Source organism: Streptomyces sp. NBC_00726, assembly GCF_045161735.1.
Lineage (GTDB): Bacteria > Actinomycetota > Actinomycetes > Streptomycetales > Streptomycetaceae > Streptomyces.
The window spans coordinates 4,357,303-4,373,989 of sequence record NZ_CP108983.1 but is presented as its reverse complement, the minus strand read 5'-3'; the positions used below and the strand labels follow the sequence as shown (position 1 = coordinate 4,373,989).

Annotated in this window: 20 protein-coding genes; 7 read left to right on the top strand and 13 right to left on the bottom strand. The window is 71.0% G+C overall.

Annotation, left to right across the window (positions count from 1 at the left end):
- The first annotated feature begins 133 nt into the window (after positions 1–133).
- On the top strand, positions 134–712 hold the full coding sequence (locus OG338_RS19730) for a CGNR zinc finger domain-containing protein (RefSeq protein WP_405938583.1): 579 nt from the start codon (positions 134–136) through the stop codon (positions 710–712).
- Positions 713–718: 6 nt separating this feature from the next.
- On the opposite strand, the gene OG338_RS19725 is transcribed toward OG338_RS19730, so the two are convergent.
- Positions 719–1,525, bottom strand: a complete 807-nt coding sequence (locus tag OG338_RS19725) for a prepilin peptidase (RefSeq protein WP_405938582.1) — start codon at positions 1,523–1,525, stop codon at positions 719–721.
- An 87-nt stretch (positions 1,526–1,612) separates the two neighbouring features.
- On the opposite strand from OG338_RS19725, the gene OG338_RS19720 reads away from it, so the two are divergent.
- Positions 1,613–1,984, top strand: a complete 372-nt coding sequence (locus OG338_RS19720) for a DUF192 domain-containing protein (RefSeq protein ID WP_405938581.1) — start codon at positions 1,613–1,615, stop codon at positions 1,982–1,984.
- Between the two features lie 24 nt (positions 1,985–2,008).
- Here OG338_RS19720 and OG338_RS19715 read toward each other — a convergent pair whose 3' ends face one another.
- Complete coding sequence (locus OG338_RS19715) at positions 2,009–2,602, bottom strand: hypothetical protein (protein WP_405938580.1); 594 nt, start codon at positions 2,600–2,602, stop codon at positions 2,009–2,011.
- A 195-nt stretch (positions 2,603–2,797) separates the two neighbouring features.
- On the opposite strand from OG338_RS19715, the gene OG338_RS19710 reads away from it, so the two are divergent.
- From OG338_RS19710 to OG338_RS19690, 5 genes are all read left to right on the top strand, one after another.
- A complete protein-coding gene (locus OG338_RS19710; protein WP_405938579.1) occupies positions 2,798–3,301 on the top strand; it encodes a DinB family protein in 504 nt (167 codons plus the stop codon).
- Between the two features lie 85 nt (positions 3,302–3,386).
- On the top strand, positions 3,387–3,815 hold the full coding sequence (locus OG338_RS19705; RefSeq protein WP_405938578.1) for a hypothetical protein: 429 nt from the start codon (positions 3,387–3,389) through the stop codon (positions 3,813–3,815).
- The gene (locus OG338_RS19700; RefSeq protein WP_405938577.1) at positions 3,812–4,549 is read left to right on the top strand and encodes a YqjF family protein; all 738 of its coding nucleotides are present in this window, start codon (positions 3,812–3,814) and stop codon (positions 4,547–4,549) included. Before OG338_RS19705 ends, OG338_RS19700 begins: the two co-directional genes overlap by 4 nt.
- A gap of 227 nt (positions 4,550–4,776) precedes the next feature.
- Positions 4,777–6,420 (top strand): TlrC/CarA/OleB/SrmB family ABC-F type ribosomal protection protein, encoded by a 1,644-nt coding sequence (locus OG338_RS19695; RefSeq protein ID WP_405938576.1) that lies wholly within the window; start codon positions 4,777–4,779, stop codon positions 6,418–6,420.
- 146 nt (positions 6,421–6,566) lie between these two features.
- Positions 6,567–8,231: an FG-GAP repeat domain-containing protein gene (locus OG338_RS19690; RefSeq protein ID WP_405938575.1), complete on the top strand. Its 1,665-nt coding sequence runs from the start codon at positions 6,567–6,569 to the stop codon at positions 8,229–8,231.
- A 49-nt stretch (positions 8,232–8,280) separates the two neighbouring features.
- Here OG338_RS19690 and OG338_RS19685 read toward each other — a convergent pair whose 3' ends face one another.
- The 11 genes from OG338_RS19685 to cpaB all read right to left on the bottom strand — a co-directional run bounded on the left by OG338_RS19685 (position 8,281) and on the right by cpaB (position 16,670).
- Positions 8,281–8,907, bottom strand: coding sequence for an OmpA family protein (locus OG338_RS19685; RefSeq protein WP_405938574.1), 627 nt, complete (start codon positions 8,905–8,907; stop codon positions 8,281–8,283).
- A complete protein-coding gene (locus OG338_RS19680; RefSeq protein ID WP_405938573.1) occupies positions 8,904–9,503 on the bottom strand; it encodes a hypothetical protein in 600 nt (199 codons plus the stop codon). The genes OG338_RS19685 and OG338_RS19680 overlap by 4 nt, the downstream gene beginning before the upstream one ends.
- Before the next feature lie 29 nt (positions 9,504–9,532).
- The gene (locus OG338_RS19675) at positions 9,533–10,177 is read right to left on the bottom strand and encodes a pilus assembly protein TadG-related protein (protein ID WP_405938572.1); all 645 of its coding nucleotides are present in this window, start codon (positions 10,175–10,177) and stop codon (positions 9,533–9,535) included.
- Entirely contained in the window at positions 10,174–10,407 is a 234-nt protein-coding gene (locus OG338_RS19670; RefSeq protein WP_405938571.1) for a hypothetical protein, read from the bottom strand. The genes OG338_RS19675 and OG338_RS19670 overlap by 4 nt, the downstream gene beginning before the upstream one ends.
- A gap of 232 nt (positions 10,408–10,639) precedes the next feature.
- Positions 10,640–11,527: a DUF5936 domain-containing protein gene (locus tag OG338_RS19665; protein WP_405938570.1), complete on the bottom strand. Its 888-nt coding sequence runs from the start codon at positions 11,525–11,527 to the stop codon at positions 10,640–10,642.
- An 18-nt stretch (positions 11,528–11,545) separates the two neighbouring features.
- The gene (locus tag OG338_RS19660; protein WP_405938569.1) at positions 11,546–12,484 is read right to left on the bottom strand and encodes a type II secretion system F family protein; all 939 of its coding nucleotides are present in this window, start codon (positions 12,482–12,484) and stop codon (positions 11,546–11,548) included.
- A gap of 31 nt (positions 12,485–12,515) precedes the next feature.
- Positions 12,516–13,856: a CpaF family protein gene (locus OG338_RS19655; RefSeq protein ID WP_405938568.1), complete on the bottom strand. Its 1,341-nt coding sequence runs from the start codon at positions 13,854–13,856 to the stop codon at positions 12,516–12,518.
- Between the two features lie 55 nt (positions 13,857–13,911).
- The gene (locus OG338_RS19650; RefSeq protein ID WP_405938567.1) at positions 13,912–14,283 is read right to left on the bottom strand and encodes a TadE/TadG family type IV pilus assembly protein; all 372 of its coding nucleotides are present in this window, start codon (positions 14,281–14,283) and stop codon (positions 13,912–13,914) included.
- Complete coding sequence (locus tag OG338_RS19645; protein WP_405938566.1) at positions 14,277–14,678, bottom strand: TadE/TadG family type IV pilus assembly protein; 402 nt, start codon at positions 14,676–14,678, stop codon at positions 14,277–14,279. Before OG338_RS19645 ends, OG338_RS19650 begins: the two co-directional genes overlap by 7 nt.
- A gap of 23 nt (positions 14,679–14,701) precedes the next feature.
- A complete protein-coding gene (locus OG338_RS19640; protein WP_405938565.1) occupies positions 14,702–15,949 on the bottom strand; it encodes a CpaE family protein in 1,248 nt (415 codons plus the stop codon).
- Positions 15,950–15,956: 7 nt separating this feature from the next.
- Positions 15,957–16,670, bottom strand: coding sequence for a Flp pilus assembly protein CpaB (gene cpaB, locus OG338_RS19635; protein ID WP_405938564.1), 714 nt, complete (start codon positions 16,668–16,670; stop codon positions 15,957–15,959).
- Positions 16,671–16,687 lie beyond the last annotated feature (17 nt).

Here is a 16,687-nt window from a genome sequence, read left to right as displayed (position 1 = left end):
CAGGAAATCCCCCCACGGGAACTCAGGCCAAGCCCTTCCGGGGCTAATGGCTTGAACGTTAGCCGTTGGAAGTGACGATACATCAAGAATCCGCCACATGGGGCTACGTCTCGGTATCCGAGAGGGAGTCGGAATGACCACACATGGCAGGGATACTCTCGAAATCCGCCTCCTTGAGCCACTGGCGGTGGAATTCATCAGTTCATGGCATTACGAGGCGGGTGTCCTGATCGACGAGGTGAACACCCCGCAGGGGCTGGCCCACTGGGTCGGCGCCTACCGTTCGCGCCTCGGCATGGGCGCCGGCACACCGGTGGACGTCGGCGCCGCCGACGTGACGACCGCTCTCGCCGTACGTGGAGCGCTCCGCGACCTGCTCGACGCACTGGTCGACGCGGCGCGGCCGCCCGCCGCCTCCCTGGCTCTGGTGACCGAGCGGGCCCAGCGTGTCCAGGAGGCGCGGGTCATCTGGCCGCCGGCCGGTCCGCAGCTCGAATGGCCCGACGGCGTAAGGACGATGGACATCGTTGCCGCGCAGGTGTGCGCGTCGGCGGTCCGGCTGCTGACGTCGCCTCGGCGCGACCTGCTGCGCCGGTGTCCCGCGCCCAGCTGTGTCCTGTTCTTCACGGCTCTGCGCACCGGCCAGCAATGGTGCAGCCCCGCCTGCGGGAACCGCGCCCGGGTGGCACGGCACAGCGCCAAGACGCGCTGAGGGCGGTCAGGCCGCCAGGCCCCCGGACAGCAGGCCCAGGAACGCCCCCGCGATCATGAACGGACCGAACGGGATGCCCGTCTTCCGGCCCGCGCGGCGCAGCGCGACGAGCCCCGCCCCGTACACCGCGCCGAACAGGAACCCCGCGAAGCCGCCCGCGAAGACGACGGGCCAGCCGTACCAGCCGAGGACCGTGCCCAGGGAGAGGGCGAGTTTGACGTCACCGAAGCCCATGCCGCGCGGGTTGACGAGGAAGAGCAGGAAGTAGAACGCGCCCAGGACGAGCCCGCCGAGCAGGGCCGAGGGCCAGGAGCCCGCGTGTTCCGGCAGCAGTGCCGCCAGGCGCAGAAGTACGACAGCGGCTCCGGCGGCCGGCAGGGTCAGCCCGTCCGGCAGCCGGTGCACGCGGTGGTCGATGCTCGCGAGGAGCACGGCGACCGGGGCGAGCAGCAGCCAGGCCGCCAGCTCGGGGCGCGTGCCGGTGGACCGGGCCAGCGCGGCACAGGCGAGCGCGGTGACGACGGGGGCGAGGCGGTGGGGGGCGTAACGGGGGGTGGGCGGGGGTGTGTCCGCGCCGGGGCCGCCCGCACGCGTCTTTGCGACCGCTCCCTCCGCGACCGTCCCCTCCGCGCATCCGCCGCAGCGCGCCGCGCCGAGCCAGGCGCGGGCGGGGCCGGTGAGCGGGTGGCCCGCCGGGCAGGCGTCCCGCCGGGGTTCGCCGGGCGGGACGGAGAACCGGTAGGCGGCGCGCGGGACCAGGAGCCCGGTCGCGACGCCCCAGAGCGCGGCGACCCCTGTCAGCATGGCGTACACCCGATCGATCCTAATCGGCATGGGCCGGCCGGGGTTGGGCCTGTGGATTCCGGCCCGGCGGCGGGCCCGCGCCGCTACCGTCGGGCCATGGCTCGATGGCGCGATGGCGCGGGGACGCTGACGATCACGGACCGGGACGGGGTGACCGAGACCCGGGTGCCACTGCGGATCGCGGCCTCCTACCGGCACCGGGCGCGCGGGCTGCTCGGCCGGGACGGGGTCGACGGGGCGCTGATGATCACGCCGTGCGGAAGTGTGCACTCCTTCCGGATGCGGTTCACGATCGATGTGGCCTATCTGGACCGGAAGTTCAACGTGCTGGCGGTCCACACGATGAAGCCGGGCCGCCTCGGCCTGCCCCGGCCGCGCGGCCGGCATGTGATCGAGGCGGAGGCGGGCGCGATGGCGGCGTGGGGGATGCGGCCGGGCGTACAGGTCCGGGTCGAGCAGGCACCGTAAGCACGCACGGTCTGCGCACATGGCCTATCTGCGGGGCACATCGCTCCCGTAGACGACCCACGGCGACTGCTGGAACGAGTTCACGCCGGACAACTGCGGCTGTGCGGCGGCCACTTCGGGGAGCAGGGCGAGCGTGTCCGGCCAGCAGTCGAAGTACACCGATCCCTTGACGATGAAGCCCGCCCAGTCGGTGGCCGCCGACGCGCCCTCGCGGTCGAGCACGAAGCCCACGCAGAGCAGCGAGGCCCGCCCTATCGCCTCGCGCACCGCGCGGACCACCCGTTCCCGGTCGTCGCGGTCCAGCGCACCGAGGCCGAAGCGCAGTTCCACCGTGCCGTCGTCGCCCCGGCCGACCCTGGCCCGTATCTCCTCGCCGCCGGGCAGCCAGAGCAGGAAGTCGACCCGGTCCAGGCGTTGCAGCCCGGCGAGCAGCACGAGCTGGTCCCGGCTCACCCAGGACTGCGTACCGGACGGGTCGGCCCCGGGGCTGACCAGGGTGATGCGCCGGGTGACCGGATGGTCCGCCCGCACCCCCGCCGCCTCCAGGTCGCCGAGCAGCGACTCGGCGTCGGGGCGGCTCCAGCACAGGTGGTACGAGCAGAAGAAACCGTCACTCATCGGCGCGTCACCTCGGTACTCGTGGTGGCTGCCCGCCCCGCCCGCGGCACCGCACGGGGCGGCGGCGTGGGGGGCCGGCGGGTGGTCGGTATCCGAGCGTACGGGCAACCCGTGGTCCGGGGCGCGGGTCCGGGGCCTTCGCCTCACCGCATAAGCGATGGACATCCCCCTTCCGCCCGGGAAAGCTGTGCGGCGATGACACGCACCGACACGCCTCCCGCATGGGACGAGCGCACCCAGCTGACCACGTTCCTCGACTACACCCGCGCCACCGCGGTCGCCAAGTGCGAAGGGCTCTCGCAGGAGAACGCCGTGCGGGCGCCCCTGCCCGGCTCCCCGCTGATGACCATCGCGGGGGTGGTCAACCATCTGCGCTGGGTCGAGTACTACTGGTTCGAGGTGGTCCTCCTCGGCGGCGAGGACGAGGGCCCGTGGACCGACGAGGACCCGGACCGCGAGATGCGGATCGCCGTCGACATGCCGCTCGCCGATGTACTGCGCGAGTACGAGGAGCAGTCCGCCCGCTACCGCGAGCTGGTCGCGTCCCACGACCTGGACACCCGGGCCGTGCGGAAGCGTTCCAGCGGCTCGGCCCCCGACCTGCGCTGGATCCTGCTGCACCTCGTCGAGGAGACGGCCCGTCACAACGGCCACATCGACATCATCCGCGAGATCGTGGACGGGACGACCGGGGACTAGAGCGTTTCGGTTCGGATCATGCCGGGCACGTTCGCGGCCGCCGCGCCCGGACCCCGTTGTCGTACCCCGCCCGTACGCTCCCCTCATGAGCGTCTCCCTCTACTACACCGCGCGCCGCGCGACCCCGCTGACCGGGTCCGAGTCGGCCGCCGTCGCCCGTATCGTCACCGCACGCCAGGCGTCGTTCCCGTACGAGGACGAGGAGAGCCTGTATGTGTACGACCCCCGGGCGGCGGAGCCGGAGTCCGTCCTCGACGGCTCCACCAAGATGCCGTTCGACCCGGGCCGGCTGCTGCCGGTGGTCGCCCATGTGCTGGACTCGGTCACGGAGTTGCGCCGGGCGCTGCCGGACGCCGACTGGCGTGTGCACATGGACGACCTGGACGTCGAGTGGGACGAGGCCAAGGGCTACGAGCTGCCCGGGATGCGCGATCCGGACCTCATGGCGGAGTTCGCGGCGGTCCCGGACGCGGTGGAGGGCGCGCCGGACGGCCGTGCCACGCTTGGCCCGTGACGACGACCTCGCCCGTGACACCCGATGCCCCCGGCATCCTGCGCCGCCCGCTGCTCACCCAGCAGTGGCTCGACCTCTGCTTCGTCCACTGGGCCGCGGAGCCGGCCGCGGTGGCGCGGCTGCTGCCGGCGGGGACGGTGCCCGACACGTTCGACGGGGTCACGTACGTCGGTCTGGTGGCCTTCCGGATGCACCGGGTGGGGTGGCTGGGGCTGCCCGGGGTGCCGTATCTCGGCTCGTTCCCCGAGACGAACGTCCGCCTGTACTCGGTGGACGAGCGGGGGCGGCGCGGGGTCGTCTTCCGTTCGCTGGACGCTTCCCGGCTGGTCCCCGCGGCGATGGGCCGGCTGGGCTTCGGCCTGCCGTACGTGTGGTCCCGGATGCGGGTGGCGGCGGCCGGCGACACGATCGACTACACCAGCTCGCGCCGCATACCCGGCCCGCGCGGCACGTACAGCCGCATCACCGTGCGCCCCGGCGAACGCATAGACCGGCCGACCGAGTTGGAGCACTTCCTCACCGCACGATGGGGCCTGCACCAGTCCCTCCTCGGCCGCACCGCCTATCTCCGCAACGACCACCCCCGCTGGCCACTGCACCGCGCGGACCTGCTCCGCTGCGAGGAGAACCTGATCGAGACGGCGGGCCTGCCGGCCCCGAGCGGGGCCCCCATCAGCGTGCTCTACTCCCCCGGTGTGCCGGTCCGTCTCGGCGTCGTACGCGACCGGAAGTGATCACCGGCCGACCAAAATCCGCTTGCAGGCGCTCAATCCCCTGCCTACCTTGGGGCGCATGGGTTCTCTGTGATACTTCCCCTGCGCCTGCGTTGAGCCCGGCTCCGCAGTAGCGCGTTCTCCCGCGCATCCGCACCCCCACGCCTTCGCAGCTCCGTGACACCTGCCCTTCCGGCACGGCCACGGCGCGTCGTCGGCGTGCACGGGCCGAGAAACAGGGGCTTTTCATGCACACCGGACAACTCACACTTCAGAACGTCACCCGCCGCTACGACGACCGCGTCGTGCTGGACGACGTCACCTTCACCGTCAGGCCCGGCGAACGGGCCGGCGTCATCGGCGACAACGGGGCCGGCAAGTCCACGCTGCTCCGGCTGATCGCCGGGCTCGACCGGCCCGACAACGGGGAGCTGACCGTCGTCGCGCCCGGCGGCACGGGCCATCTCGCGCAGGCGCTCGGCCTGCCCGCCGGGGCCACCGTCCAGGACGCGGTGGACGCGGCGCTCGCCGGGCTGCGGGAGCTGGAGGCCCGGATGCGCCGGGCCGAGGCCGGGCTCGCGGACCTGGCGGGCGCGGAGCTGACGGCCGCGCTCGATGCGTACGCGCGGCTGGTCGCGCGGTACGAGGCGCGGGCCGGTTACGAGGCCGACGCGCGGGTGGACATCGCCCTGCACGGTCTCGGACTGCCCGGCCTGGACCGGGACCGGCCGCTGTCCACACTGTCCGGCGGCGAGCGGTCGCGGCTGGCGCTGGCGGGAACGCTGGCCTCCCGGCCGGGGCTGCTGCTGCTGGACGAGCCGACCAACGACCTGGACGACCGGGCGGTGGACTGGCTGGAAACCCACCTGCGGGCGCACCGGGGCACCGTGCTCGCGGTGACGCACGACCGGGTGTTCCTGGAACGGGTCACCACGACGATCCTGGAGGTCGGCGAGGGCCGGGTGACGCGGTACGGGGACGGCTACGAGGGCTACCTCGCCGCGAAGGCCGCCGATCGCCGGCGCCGGCTGCGGGAGTACGCGGACTGGCGCGCCGAGCTGGCCCGTAACCGCGAGCTGGCCGCGTCCAACGTGGCCCGGCTGGACGCGATCCCGCGCAAGGTGCCGCTCACCGTGTTCGGGCACGGCGGGTTCCGGGCGCGGGGGCGGGGGCACGGGGCGATGGTCCGCATCCGCAACGCGAAGGAGCGCGTCGAACGGCTCACGGAGCGGCCGGTCGCGCCGCCGCCGGATCCGCTGGTGCTCGCCGCCCGGGTGACCGCCGCGGAGGCGTCCGCCCCCCGGGTCGCGGCGGAGCTGGCCGGAATCCGCGTCGGCCGCCGTCTCGCCGTGCCCGCGCTGCGGATCGGCGGCGCGGAACGGCTGCTGGTCACGGGGGCGAACGGGGCCGGCAAGTCGACGCTGATGCGGGTGCTCGCGGGTGAGCTGCGGCCGGACGCGGGGACCGTGCGGACGCGGGGGCGGGTCGGGTACCTGCGCCAGGAGGAGACGCCGTGGCCGGCCGCTCTGACGCTCCCGGAGGCTTACGCCCACGGGCGCGGCGGTGACCTCGACGCGCACACGGAACACCTGCTGTCGCTGGGCCTGTTCGGCCCGGCGGACCTGCGCCTGCGGGTGGGCGAGCTGTCCTACGGGCAGCGGCGCCGCATCGAACTGGCCCGCCTGGTCGGCGAACCCGTCGACCTGCTCCTGCTGGACGAGCCGACGAACCACCTCTCCCCGGCGCTGGTGGAGGAGCTGGAGGGCGCGCTGGCCGGGTTCGGGGGTGCGGTGGTCGTGGTGACGCACGACCGGCGCCTGCGGGAACGCTTCCGCGGGAGGCGGCTGGAGCTGGACGGTGGGCGGGTGGTGGAACGTACGGAGGCGGCTTGAGCGGCCGATAGGGCACTGGTTTGACGGCTGAAAGCAACCCCATCCGGACGGCCGAAAACAGCCCCCTCCAAAGGAATCCAGTACCAGTCATATGAACACCAGCCGACTTATCGACAGCCGGCTCATAGACGACCCCTGGGGGGGCTTTGCATCTGTCCGCACTGAAATCCGGCCGCACCGGCCGCGCGTACTCGAAGCGTGCGAGCCGGATCGCGGCCTGCACCGCGCTCGTCCTCTCCGCCGGCGTGCTGCTGGCGGCCCCGGCCTCGGCCGACGACGCGAAGGGCGCCGAGGCGCCGAAAGCCGTCGGCTCGACGCCGCGCATGGACATCACCGGCGACGGCGAGAGCGACATCCTCTACCAGAACCGGCAGGGCCGCCTGATGCAGTCGGTGGGCGCGCCGGTGGCGGATTACCCCGTCGGGTTCAACGACCCCGACGACCCCGACGAACAGCTCGTGTACAAGGACATCATCGCTCCGGGTGATCTCCAGGGAGACGGCCAGGTCGAGCTCCTCACCCTGACGGAGTCCGGCACGCTCACCCTGCACCCGATGGTGGGCATGGACCCGACGGGGGGCACTCCCACCTGGTCCGGGAAGGGCTGGCAGAAGTACAACAAGATCGTCGCACCGGGCGACCTGACAGGCGACGGTCACAACGACCTGATCGCGCGCACGCCCGCCGGCGACCTCTACCTCTACGTCTCCACCGGGCGCATCGACGGCGAGCCCTTCGAACCCGCCGTCAAGGTGGCCTCCGGCTGGGATGCGTACGACCAGATCGTCGGCATGAACGACTCCACCGCCGACGGGATCGGCGATGTCGTCACCCGGACCCCCGACGGATATCTGTACTTCCACGCCGGCACCGGGAACCCGGCCAAGCCCTTCAAGGCACCGTTCATGATCGGCTACGGGTTCGACACCTACAACCAGCTCGTGGGTCTCGACGACATCAACGGGGACGGTCTCGGCGACCTCATGGGCCGCAAGGAGAACGGCGACACGTACATCTACCGCGCCCTCTCCAACGGCCACCTCCGGATGAGGATCCCCGGCACCTTCGGGTGGCACAAGGCCGCCGTGTTCGTCGGGGCGGGCGGCAATCCGGGCGCGGCCAAGCGCAGCATCCTGGGTGTCAACGCCAAGGGCGACGGATACTGGTACGACTCCAAGAACAACGGCGAGCTCTTCAGCCGCGTGGGCCGGTTCCCCCAGCCCGAGGGGTGGCTCGCCGCCTCCCTCAACGACGACGGGCAGGCCGACAACCTCTGGGTGGACAACGGCGTGCTGTACATCGCGGGCGCGCGGATCGGCAGCGGCTGGGGCGTCTACAACAACCTCATCGGCCCCGGCGACCTGAGCGGTGACGGCGCGGGCGACCTCCTCGCGCGCGACGCCAAGGGCGACCTCTACCTGTACCAGGGGAACGGCAAGGGCACCGCGCTCGCGGCGAAGATCAAGGTGGGCTACGGCTACGGCTCGTACCGCCACATCGTCGGCGCCGGAGACCTCACGGGGGACGGCCGGGCGGACGTGGTGGGGATCGCCGAGGACGGCACGCTGTACCTGTACGAGGGCACGGGCAAGGCGTCCGCGCCGCTGAAGGCACGCGTGAAGATCGGCTACGGCTTCGACATCTACAACAAGTTCGCCGCGATCGGCGACCTCAACGGGGACGGCAAGGCCGACCTGGTCGGGGTCAACGGCTACGGCGACCTGTACCGGTACACGTCGACCGGGACGGGCAAGATCAACAAGCGCGTACGGATCGGCTACGGCTTCAACACGTACAAGGCGCTGTACTGATGCCCCCCCGTGCGGCGGCGGTCCTTGTGCCGCCGCCGCACGGGCCCGGTCAGCTCTGCGTGCCGCTCTCCCCGCGTTGGAAGGAGACCTCCACGCGGCGGTTCTTCCGGCGGCCCTCCTCGTCTTCGTTGCTGGCGATCGGGTAGTCCTCGCCGTAGCCCCGGATCTCGAAGGTGATCCCGGAGCCGCCGAGGGCCTCGTCCAGCACGTTGTGGACGGCCTCGGCGCGCTTCTTGGACAGCACGTCGCCGTGCTCGGACGAGCCGAGGTCGTCGGTGAACCCGAAGACCCTGACCTTCTTGGCGTCCTGCCGCTTGATCTCCTCGGCGATGGCGTTGATCCGGCCCCTGGCCTCACCGCTGAGCTTGGCGCTGTCCTTGCCGAAGAGCACTTCCGCCTGAAGGGCGAACTTGATGTCGGCGTTGGTGTCCTCGCGGCGTTCCTCGCCGCCGAGGTCCTCGATGACGGACTTGATGTCGAGGACCTTGGGCGGGGCGAGGGTGGCGCCCTCGGGGAGCTTCAGGTCGGTGTCGTGGGGGTCGATCTCGACGGGGGGTTCGGCGGACGCGGACGGATAGGGACTGTCCCCGGCAACCGCCTCCGGGGCCATGGCCCCGACGCCCCCCAGGGCGACCACCCCGGCGAGGAGGGTCGTCGTGACGCGGCGGGGGGTCATCCGGAGATCTCGATCGTCGCGTTGGGGAAGCCGGGGAACTGCACACCCACTTCGTGGGTGGACGCCTCGGGCGCGGGGAACTGCGCGAAGAACGTAAGGGTGGCACCGGCCTCGATACTCGGCTCGTAACCGCTCGTCGTCAGCGGGCGGTTGTCCGTGTCACGGAGGACGTAGTAGCGCTTCTTCGCCTTGGAATCCACCAGCGTCATCGCTGCGAGAGACCGGCCATTGGCCGCAACCGCGGTTTCCCGGCCGCTCCATTGAATCGGTGTGGTGTAGGCACCGCTCCCAGCGTTCTTGAACTGCCCGTTCACCGTCAGGAATCCACCCGAGTCTCGCATCGCTGAAGTGATGACCATCTCCACGCCCGAGTCCCCCTTGACGTTCGCCAGGACCGTGTCGGCTTCCGGAGCCGTCTCACCGGACTTGCTCTTCGCCTTCCCGGAATCCCGTGGCGTCGTAGGGCTCGACGCCCCCTTGTCCTGGCCGCTGCCGTCGTCATCGCCGCCGCACGCGGCCGTGGAGAAGGCCAGTGTCACCACCAGGAGCACGGCAACACCGGTCCGGCGCGTTTTCCTCACGTACCGAGCAGTCATCGATCCCTATCCTTTGCGGTCAGTCTCAGTCAGTCTTCGGCCAGGCGTACGGTGAAGAGGTCGACCACGTCCGGCACGAGCGACGGATCCTCCGGGTCAACCGACCAATCCGGGCCGCCGTCACAGTGGATCCTGCCGATCGGTACGGATGGCGGATCCGCGTCCGCGTCCGGGTCGGAATCGAGGGCTGAGGTCTCGGCCGGAACAAAGGCACAACGGGGCTCGATCACGGCCACGGCCGTAGCCTCCGCCTTTCTTCCTTTCGTGCCCGGCACGATGTCCGTGCTCATTCCCTTGGCCGACTTCAGACGGACTTCGTAGCCCCATCTGCCATCGGCCAGTGGACGGCATCGGACGCCGTCCGCCTTGTTCCGAGCAGCGAAGTCCGATGCCTTCCGGCAAACATTGCCCGTTCTCCCGAGGTAGGACGCGCTAAACACAGATTCGAAGAATTTTGGGTCCGCGAGGTGTGCCTTCAGATCTGGTTCCAGAAGGCTGCGCGATTCCTTAGCGACCGCCAGCGCGGCGGCGTCTGCCGCGCTCTGTGCGCCATTGCGGCGAATATCGGCTTCTCCGAACGCGAATAGAACCAGCGCAACGAAGAGCACGCCCACCACCGCCGCGATGTAGAGCGGCGCAGCCTGCCCTGCTTCGGCTTTCCGCCAGCCAATCACCTGTTGAGAACTGAGTTGATCTTCGCCGTGAACTTGTTCCCGATGGTGGAGCCCATGTCTGTGTTCAGCAAGGCAATCACGATCGCCACCACCAGAATCGTGATGCCGACATACTCGATCGCCCCCTGCCCTCTGTCCTTCCGGCGCGTCATGCGGTCCGCGGTGGTGTGCGCCCAGTGGGTCACATAAGTCTGCGTCCGCACCGCCGCCCTGAGCGCGATGTCCTTCATGGCGATGTCCCCCTCCGGGTTCGACCGACCGGGAATCGGTCGACGTTGATCCATAAACTCGTGTGTCGCGGGCAAAGTACGTCGGTGCGGTGGCCCTCGTCGTGGGCTGCCGGGCCCATTCCCACTCCGGGGGCTCGTCAGACGTATCGCTTTCAGCCATGCCGCCTCTCCCGCCCCTTCCTCTGCTCTGAATGTCCCACAAATAGCCCTCTGGGGAGGGCACTTCGCAGGCTCAGCTGCCGAAGATTTCGTTGATGTTGACGTTCGCCGCGTAGTAGAAGCCCACCGCGATCAGGATGATCGTGCCCGGGAGCATGAAGCTCGTGACGATCAGCGTGGCCTTGGGGACCGCCTTGGCGGCCTTGCGGCGGGCGTTCTGGGCGTCCGTGCGGCGCATGTCGTTGGCGATCTGGATGAGGGTGTCGACGATGGGGGCGCCCAGCTCCTCGCCCTGTTGGAGGGCGGAGACGAACATGGAGACCTGTTCGGACTCGTTGCGGCGGCGGAGCTGGTCGAAGGCGTCGCGTCTGCTGACGCCCATGTCCATCTGGCGCAGGGTGATGCGGAGCTCGTCGGACCACGGCCCGGTGTACTTCTCCGAGACCCGCTCCAGCGCCTGCCGGAAGCCGAGGCCGGCCGAGACGACGACCGCGAGGACGTCCAGGAAGTCGGGCAGGGTGCGCTCGATGTCGTCCTTGCGCCGGGCGATGGCCGCCCGGAGGATCACGTCCGTCCAGAACAGGCCGTAGACGAGCAGGATGACGGCCAGGACCACCTGACCGTTCATCAGCATCGCCAGGGCGGCCAGGATGCCGAGCCCGCCGAAGACCGCGCGCCGGGCGGCGTAGCGGTCGACGGTCAGGCCGCGCGGGTTCCCGGCCATGTCGAGCTTGCGGCGGATGCGGTCGACGCGCCGGGGGCCCATCAGCGACAGGACCCGGGGCGCGTACCGCATGCCGATGCGGTCGATGGCCGACCCGGTGGCGCTGGTACGGCTGGCGCCGACCTCCAGGGCGAGGACCAGGTCGCCGGGGAGCTTGGCGTCCGCGCGGTACATGCGCACGCCCTGGAAGGCGCCGAGGACGGCGAGTCCCATGACGGCGGCGAGCAGGATCTCCATGTGTGTCTCCTCCGGCCCTCAGATGCGGACGCGCGTCAGGCGGTTGATCAGGAAGAAGCCGAGCCCGTAGAGCCCGGCGGCGACGACGATCGCGATGCGGCCGGGGGTCGCGGCGGCCATGTCGTCCAGTGCGCCGCCCCGCATGGTGTTGATGAGGAGCAGGAAGAGCAGCCCGAGGACGGGGACGGCGACGGCGGTGACCTTCACCTGGGAGAGGAGGGTGGTGACCTCGCGCCGGGTCTCCTTGCGCTCCTCCAGCGTGTTGGTGAGGTTGCGCAGCGAGGAGACGATGGTGCCGCCCGCCCGGTTGGAGAGGATGAGGGTCGAGACGAGGACGGTCAGCTCGCGGGAGGGCAGCCGTTCCACCAGTTCGTTGAGGGCGTCGTCCAGGGAGTGCCCGATGGCCAGGCGGTCGGCGACGCGCCGCAGTTCCTCGTGGGCGGGGTCGTCCAGCTCCTCGACGGCCATGGAGATCGCGGTGCGCAGGGCGAGTCCGGCCTGGGTGGCGTTGGCGAGGACGCGGGTGAGTTCGGGGAGCTGGCCGATGAACGCCTCGGTGCGTTTGGCGCGCTGCCAGTTGAGGAAGGCGTTGCCGCCCCAGGCACCGATGAGGACGGCGAGGAGCCCGAAGAACGGGGCGAAGACGGCCGCGGTGACGAGGTAGAGCCCGAGCAGGGCGGCGGCAACGTACACCGCGTACTCACCGGGGGTGAGGTCGAGCCCGGTGACGGCGAGCTTCCGCTCGATCCGCTTGCCGAGGCCGGTCCGCCGCAGCCGGCGGTCGACGGCCCGGAAGCGCCGGGCGCGCCCCTCGATCGCCGGGGGGCCGGTCCGGGACAGGCGGTCGATGAGCGCCCGCTGCTGTTCCCTGCCGGAGGCGAAGACATGCAGGCCGACGACGGCGAGCACACCGGCGAGCAGGGTCACGCCGACCGTCAGGAGCGGGAGGTTGTCCATGTCGGGAAGCGCCTTCCAAGGGGTGAGAGGGTCAGGCCGTGGGCGTACGGGTGAGCAGCTGCTCGTCCGTGTGGGCGACCCCGAACGCCGGCGGGACGGTCTCGTTCGCCATGTAGAAGCGGTCCGCGACCCGGCGGGGCACGGGGAAGTAGGCGAACTGCCCGTACACCCGCCCGTCCGCCGCCATCGGGAGGGCGTCGAAGCGGCAGACGGAGACGATGCGGTAGTCCTCGCGGCCGTACGAGTCCACGACGGCGATCTCCGTGACCCGGCGGGAGCCGTCGCCGTGCCGGGTGAGCTGGATGATGACGTCGACGGCGCTGTTGATCTGGTCGTGGATCGCGGCGAACGGGATCTCGACCTCGGACATGGAGCTGAGGGTCTGGAGCCGCATCAGCGCGTCCTCCGCGCTGTTGGCGTGGACGGTGGCGAGGGACCCGTCGTGGCCGGTGGACATGGCCTGGAGCATGTCGAGGGTCTCGCCGCCCCGGACCTCGCCGACGATGATGCGGTCGGGCCGCATGCGCAGGGAGTTGCGGACGAGGTCGCGGATGGTGACCCGGCCCTTGCCCTCGACGTTGGGCGGGCGGCTCTCCAGCGTGATGACGTGGGACTGCTGGAGGCGGAGTTCGGCGGAGTCCTCGATGGTGACGATGCGCTCGCCGTCGGGGATCAGCCCGGAGAGCGCGTTGAGCAGGGTGGTCTTGCCGGTGCCGGTGGCGCCGGAGACGATCACGTTGAACTTGGCGCGGACGAAGCCGGCGAGCAGGAGCAGCATGGGCTCGTCCAGCGAGCCGAGCGCGATCATCTCCTGGAGCGTGAAGGCGCGGGGGAAGCGCCGGATGGTGAGGATCGGCCCGGACAGGGAGAGCGGCGGGATGACCACGTTGACGCGCTCGCCGGAGGGCAGCCGGGCGTCGACCATCGGATTCGACTCGTCCACGCGGCGGTTGACCGTGGAGACGATGCGTTCGATGGTCTGCATCAGCTGTTCGTGCGAGGAGAAGCGCATCGGGAGGAGTTCGAGGCGGCCGCCGCGCTCCACGTAGACCTGTTCGGGGCCGTTGACCATGATCTCGCTGATGGAGGCGTCCTCCAGGAGCGGTTCGAGGATGCCGAGGCCCAGCGCCTCGTCCACGACCCGGCGGATGAGCTGTGAGCGTTCCACGGAGGACAGGACGGGGCCCTCGCGGCTGATGATGTGGCCGAGGACGCGTTCGAGCCGGGCCCTGCGGTCGGCCGCGGGGAGGGCGGACATCTCGGCGAGGTCGATCTCCTCCAGCAGTTTGGCGCGGTAGGCGCCGACGAGCCGGCTCTCCTCGCTCATCCCGTTCGCGGGTTCGGGGCTGGTGATGCGTGCCCGCAGGCTCATGTGCTCAACTCCTTCGAAACTCCATCGATTCCGGTCGGCGCCGCTTCGGTCCGGGTCAGTCGCGGGGCATCGTGGCGCTCTTCTCGACGGAGCCGAAGGAGAGCATCGGCAGCAGGCTGGGGATGCGCACGCGCACCCGTACGGTGACGGCCTCGCCGCCGGTCTCCTGGGTGACCGAGGCCCCGTCGGCCAGCCAGCCGCTCATGGACTGCCTGGCGACGGCGGCCCCCCGGCCCTGCTGGCCCTCGGTCGACGCCACCCGGGCCGCGGTCCGCGCGGCCGTACCCGCCTGCTGGGCGGCGTAAACGGCGATGCCGAGCTGGGCGACGGCGAGCGCGACGACGAGGAGCAGGGTGAGCACACCCACGTACTCGACGACGGCCTGCCCGCGCTGCCGGGAGCCGAAACCGGGCGTCCGGGTCACCATGCGTCCCGCCGCTCGTTCCTGGCCTTCGCCTCGCCGGTGGCGTGCATGGGCACGCTGAACGCCCCGGGGAACAGCAGGGGTACGTCGATGCGCACGGTCGCGGTGACCAGCTCGCCCGAGCCGTCGCACCGCACCACCGTCGACCAGGCACCGGGGACGTCCTCGTGCACCGCCCGCTCGCAGGCCGCCCCCGGGTCGCCCTCCGCGACGGCGGCGGCCCGGACGGCCTTGTCGGCGGCGTTCCCCGCCAGGATCCACGTGTAGCAGACGAGCCCCGCCTGCCAGAGCAGGGCGAGGGTGAGCAGGATCAGGGGCAGGGTGCCGACGAACTCGATGGCGGTCTGGCCCCGGTCGGAGCGGGCGTCACGGCGCACGTCCGCGCGTAAGAGGTTCATGGCACGGCACTCCCCCTCGGTGGTCATTTCGCGCGCGCCCGCCGGCCGCCCGACGTGCCGCGCTCTCCCTTGAGCCTGCCCCCTCGGGCGGCCGCTTCCGCGTGCTTGACGAGACCGAGGTCGCCGGCCAGCCCCCACAGGGCCTGTTTCACGGTGGACCTGGCGTCCAGGTCCTGGAGGCGTCCGGCGTCCACGACCGTCTGGAGCTCCTTGAAGTTGGCCGGGACGGCGATCCGGGCGACCTTGGTGGCGGTGATCTTCTCGATCAGCGCGGGCTGGATCTCGGTGTGGCGGGTGTGGCGGTTGACGACGGTGACGGTCTCCTCCGCCTTGCGGACCTGGAGCCGGTCCCAGAGCCGGACCATGCGCTTGGCGGCCCGGACGGTGATCACGTCCGGGGTGGTGACGAGCACGGTGCGGTCGGCCATCTCGACCGCCGCGGCGTTGGCCGAGTTCATATACGTGCCGCAGTCGATGACGACGACCTCGTAGCGGTGCCGCAGGGCGCTGACGGTCTGGCGTACGACGCGGTCGGTGACGTCCTCGCCGCGCTCGCCGTCGGCCGGGGCCAGCAGCAGGGCGACGCCGGACTCGTGGTTGTACAGGGCGTCCTGGAGGACCCGGGGCGAGATGTCCTGGATGGTGGCGAGGTCGACCACGGACCGGCGGAACTGCACGTCCAGGTAGGAGGCGACGTCCCCCGACTGGAGGTCCAGGTCGGCCAGCGCGACGGTGTGCCCGGAGGCGGCGGCCGCCAGGGCGAGCTGGACGGCGGTGACCGTGGTGCCGACGCCGCCCTTCGCGCCGCTGACGGTGACGACGGTGCCGCCGGGTCCGGTGTGCAGCTCGGCACCGGCCCCGAGGTGGCGGCGGACGCCCACGGACCAGCCGGCGGCGGCCTGGACGCGCTGCGCCAGTTCCTCGTACGAGAGGGGCAGGCCGACCAGGCCGCGCGCGCCGGAGTCCATGGCGGCGGAGTAGAGCCCGGGGCTGGTGTCGGCGGTGACGAGGACGACGCCGACGGCCGGGAAGCGCAGGGCCACTTCCCGGATCAGCTCCAGGGCCGGGACCGGGCCGATCCGTTCGTGCACGAGGACGACCTCGGGCAGCTCGTCCAGGGATTCGGCGGCGAGCCGGGCGAGGGTGTCGAGCAGTGAGGTCGAGTCGCCGAGCGGGGCGGCCGGCTCCGCGTCGGGGAGCTGGCCGAGGAGCCCGGAGACGGCGCGGGCGGCGTCGGCGTCACCGACGGCCGGGAGGATGCGTGTGCTCATCCGGTCCTCACTTGTTCTTGTCTTCGTCGAGGTCGTAGCTGCCCTCGCCCGGGCGCAGGGTGGTCGGGCTGTCGGCGGGGAGCAGGGCGAGGCGTACGTGTTCGGCGAAGGACTCCGCGTAGGCGACGCGCTGGGCGTCGTCGGTGTTCAGGGCGAAGGTGATCGGCACGGCCTCGGTGGGGCCGTCGCCGCGGTCCGCCGGCTTGGGTTCGAGGGAGGTGAGCCGGCCGACGTCGATGACCCGGGCGTTGGCCACGATGACGCGCGAGGTGGGCTTCTCCTTGTCGGTGCGGCCGGCGAAGGTGGCGTAGATGTTGACGAGGTTGCCGGGCCTGATCTTGCCGGCCACACCGGTCGCCGCGTCGATCATGATGGCGATCTCCTGCTGCCCGCTCTTCAGCTTCGGGCGGTCGACCAGCATGTCTTCCTGAAGCAGGGAGCCCGGGTGCAGTTCGGTGACGGCGATCTTGCCGCGGAGGGCGGAGAGGTCGGTGACGGCGCTCTTGGACAGCCACCGCTCGGGCATCGAGATCTTCTCGAACTGGCTTGATTCCAGCGGCTTGTAGGGCGCGATGGTGGTCTTCACCCGGTACGCGGTCACCTCGGGGCCCACCTTCGCGTTCACATCACCGATCACCGAGATCACACCGGCGAAGGCGGCGAGGGCGCACAGGACCGACAGGACGAGCAGGATGACGCCGCGGCGTTGCCGTGAATTCATGGGCGGAGCGACCTCGT

Coding starts and splice junctions, on each gene's coding strand:
- OG338_RS19730 (WP_405938583.1), top strand. CDS start 134: ATGACCACACATGGCAGGGATACTCTCGAAATCCGCCTCCTTGAGCCA.
- OG338_RS19720 (WP_405938581.1), top strand. CDS start 1,613: ATGGCTCGATGGCGCGATGGCGCGGGGACGCTGACGATCACGGACCGG.
- OG338_RS19715 (WP_405938580.1), bottom strand. CDS start 2,602: ATGAGTGACGGTTTCTTCTGCTCGTACCACCTGTGCTGGAGCCGCCCC.
- OG338_RS19710 (WP_405938579.1), top strand. CDS start 2,798: ATGACACGCACCGACACGCCTCCCGCATGGGACGAGCGCACCCAGCTG.
- OG338_RS19705 (WP_405938578.1), top strand. CDS start 3,387: ATGAGCGTCTCCCTCTACTACACCGCGCGCCGCGCGACCCCGCTGACC.
- OG338_RS19695 (WP_405938576.1), top strand. CDS start 4,777: ATGCACACCGGACAACTCACACTTCAGAACGTCACCCGCCGCTACGAC.
- OG338_RS19685 (WP_405938574.1), bottom strand. CDS start 8,907: ATGACCCCCCGCCGCGTCACGACGACCCTCCTCGCCGGGGTGGTCGCC.
- OG338_RS19680 (WP_405938573.1), bottom strand. CDS start 9,503: ATGACTGCTCGGTACGTGAGGAAAACGCGCCGGACCGGTGTTGCCGTG.
- OG338_RS19670 (WP_405938571.1), bottom strand. CDS start 10,407: ATGAAGGACATCGCGCTCAGGGCGGCGGTGCGGACGCAGACTTATGTG.
- OG338_RS19665 (WP_405938570.1), bottom strand. CDS start 11,527: ATGGAGATCCTGCTCGCCGCCGTCATGGGACTCGCCGTCCTCGGCGCC.
- OG338_RS19660 (WP_405938569.1), bottom strand. CDS start 12,484: ATGGACAACCTCCCGCTCCTGACGGTCGGCGTGACCCTGCTCGCCGGT.
- OG338_RS19655 (WP_405938568.1), bottom strand. CDS start 13,856: ATGAGCCTGCGGGCACGCATCACCAGCCCCGAACCCGCGAACGGGATG.
- OG338_RS19650 (WP_405938567.1), bottom strand. CDS start 14,283: ATGGTGACCCGGACGCCCGGTTTCGGCTCCCGGCAGCGCGGGCAGGCC.
- OG338_RS19645 (WP_405938566.1), bottom strand. CDS start 14,678: ATGAACCTCTTACGCGCGGACGTGCGCCGTGACGCCCGCTCCGACCGG.
- OG338_RS19640 (WP_405938565.1), bottom strand. CDS start 15,949: ATGAGCACACGCATCCTCCCGGCCGTCGGTGACGCCGACGCCGCCCGC.
- cpaB (WP_405938564.1), bottom strand. CDS start 16,670: ATGAATTCACGGCAACGCCGCGGCGTCATCCTGCTCGTCCTGTCGGTC.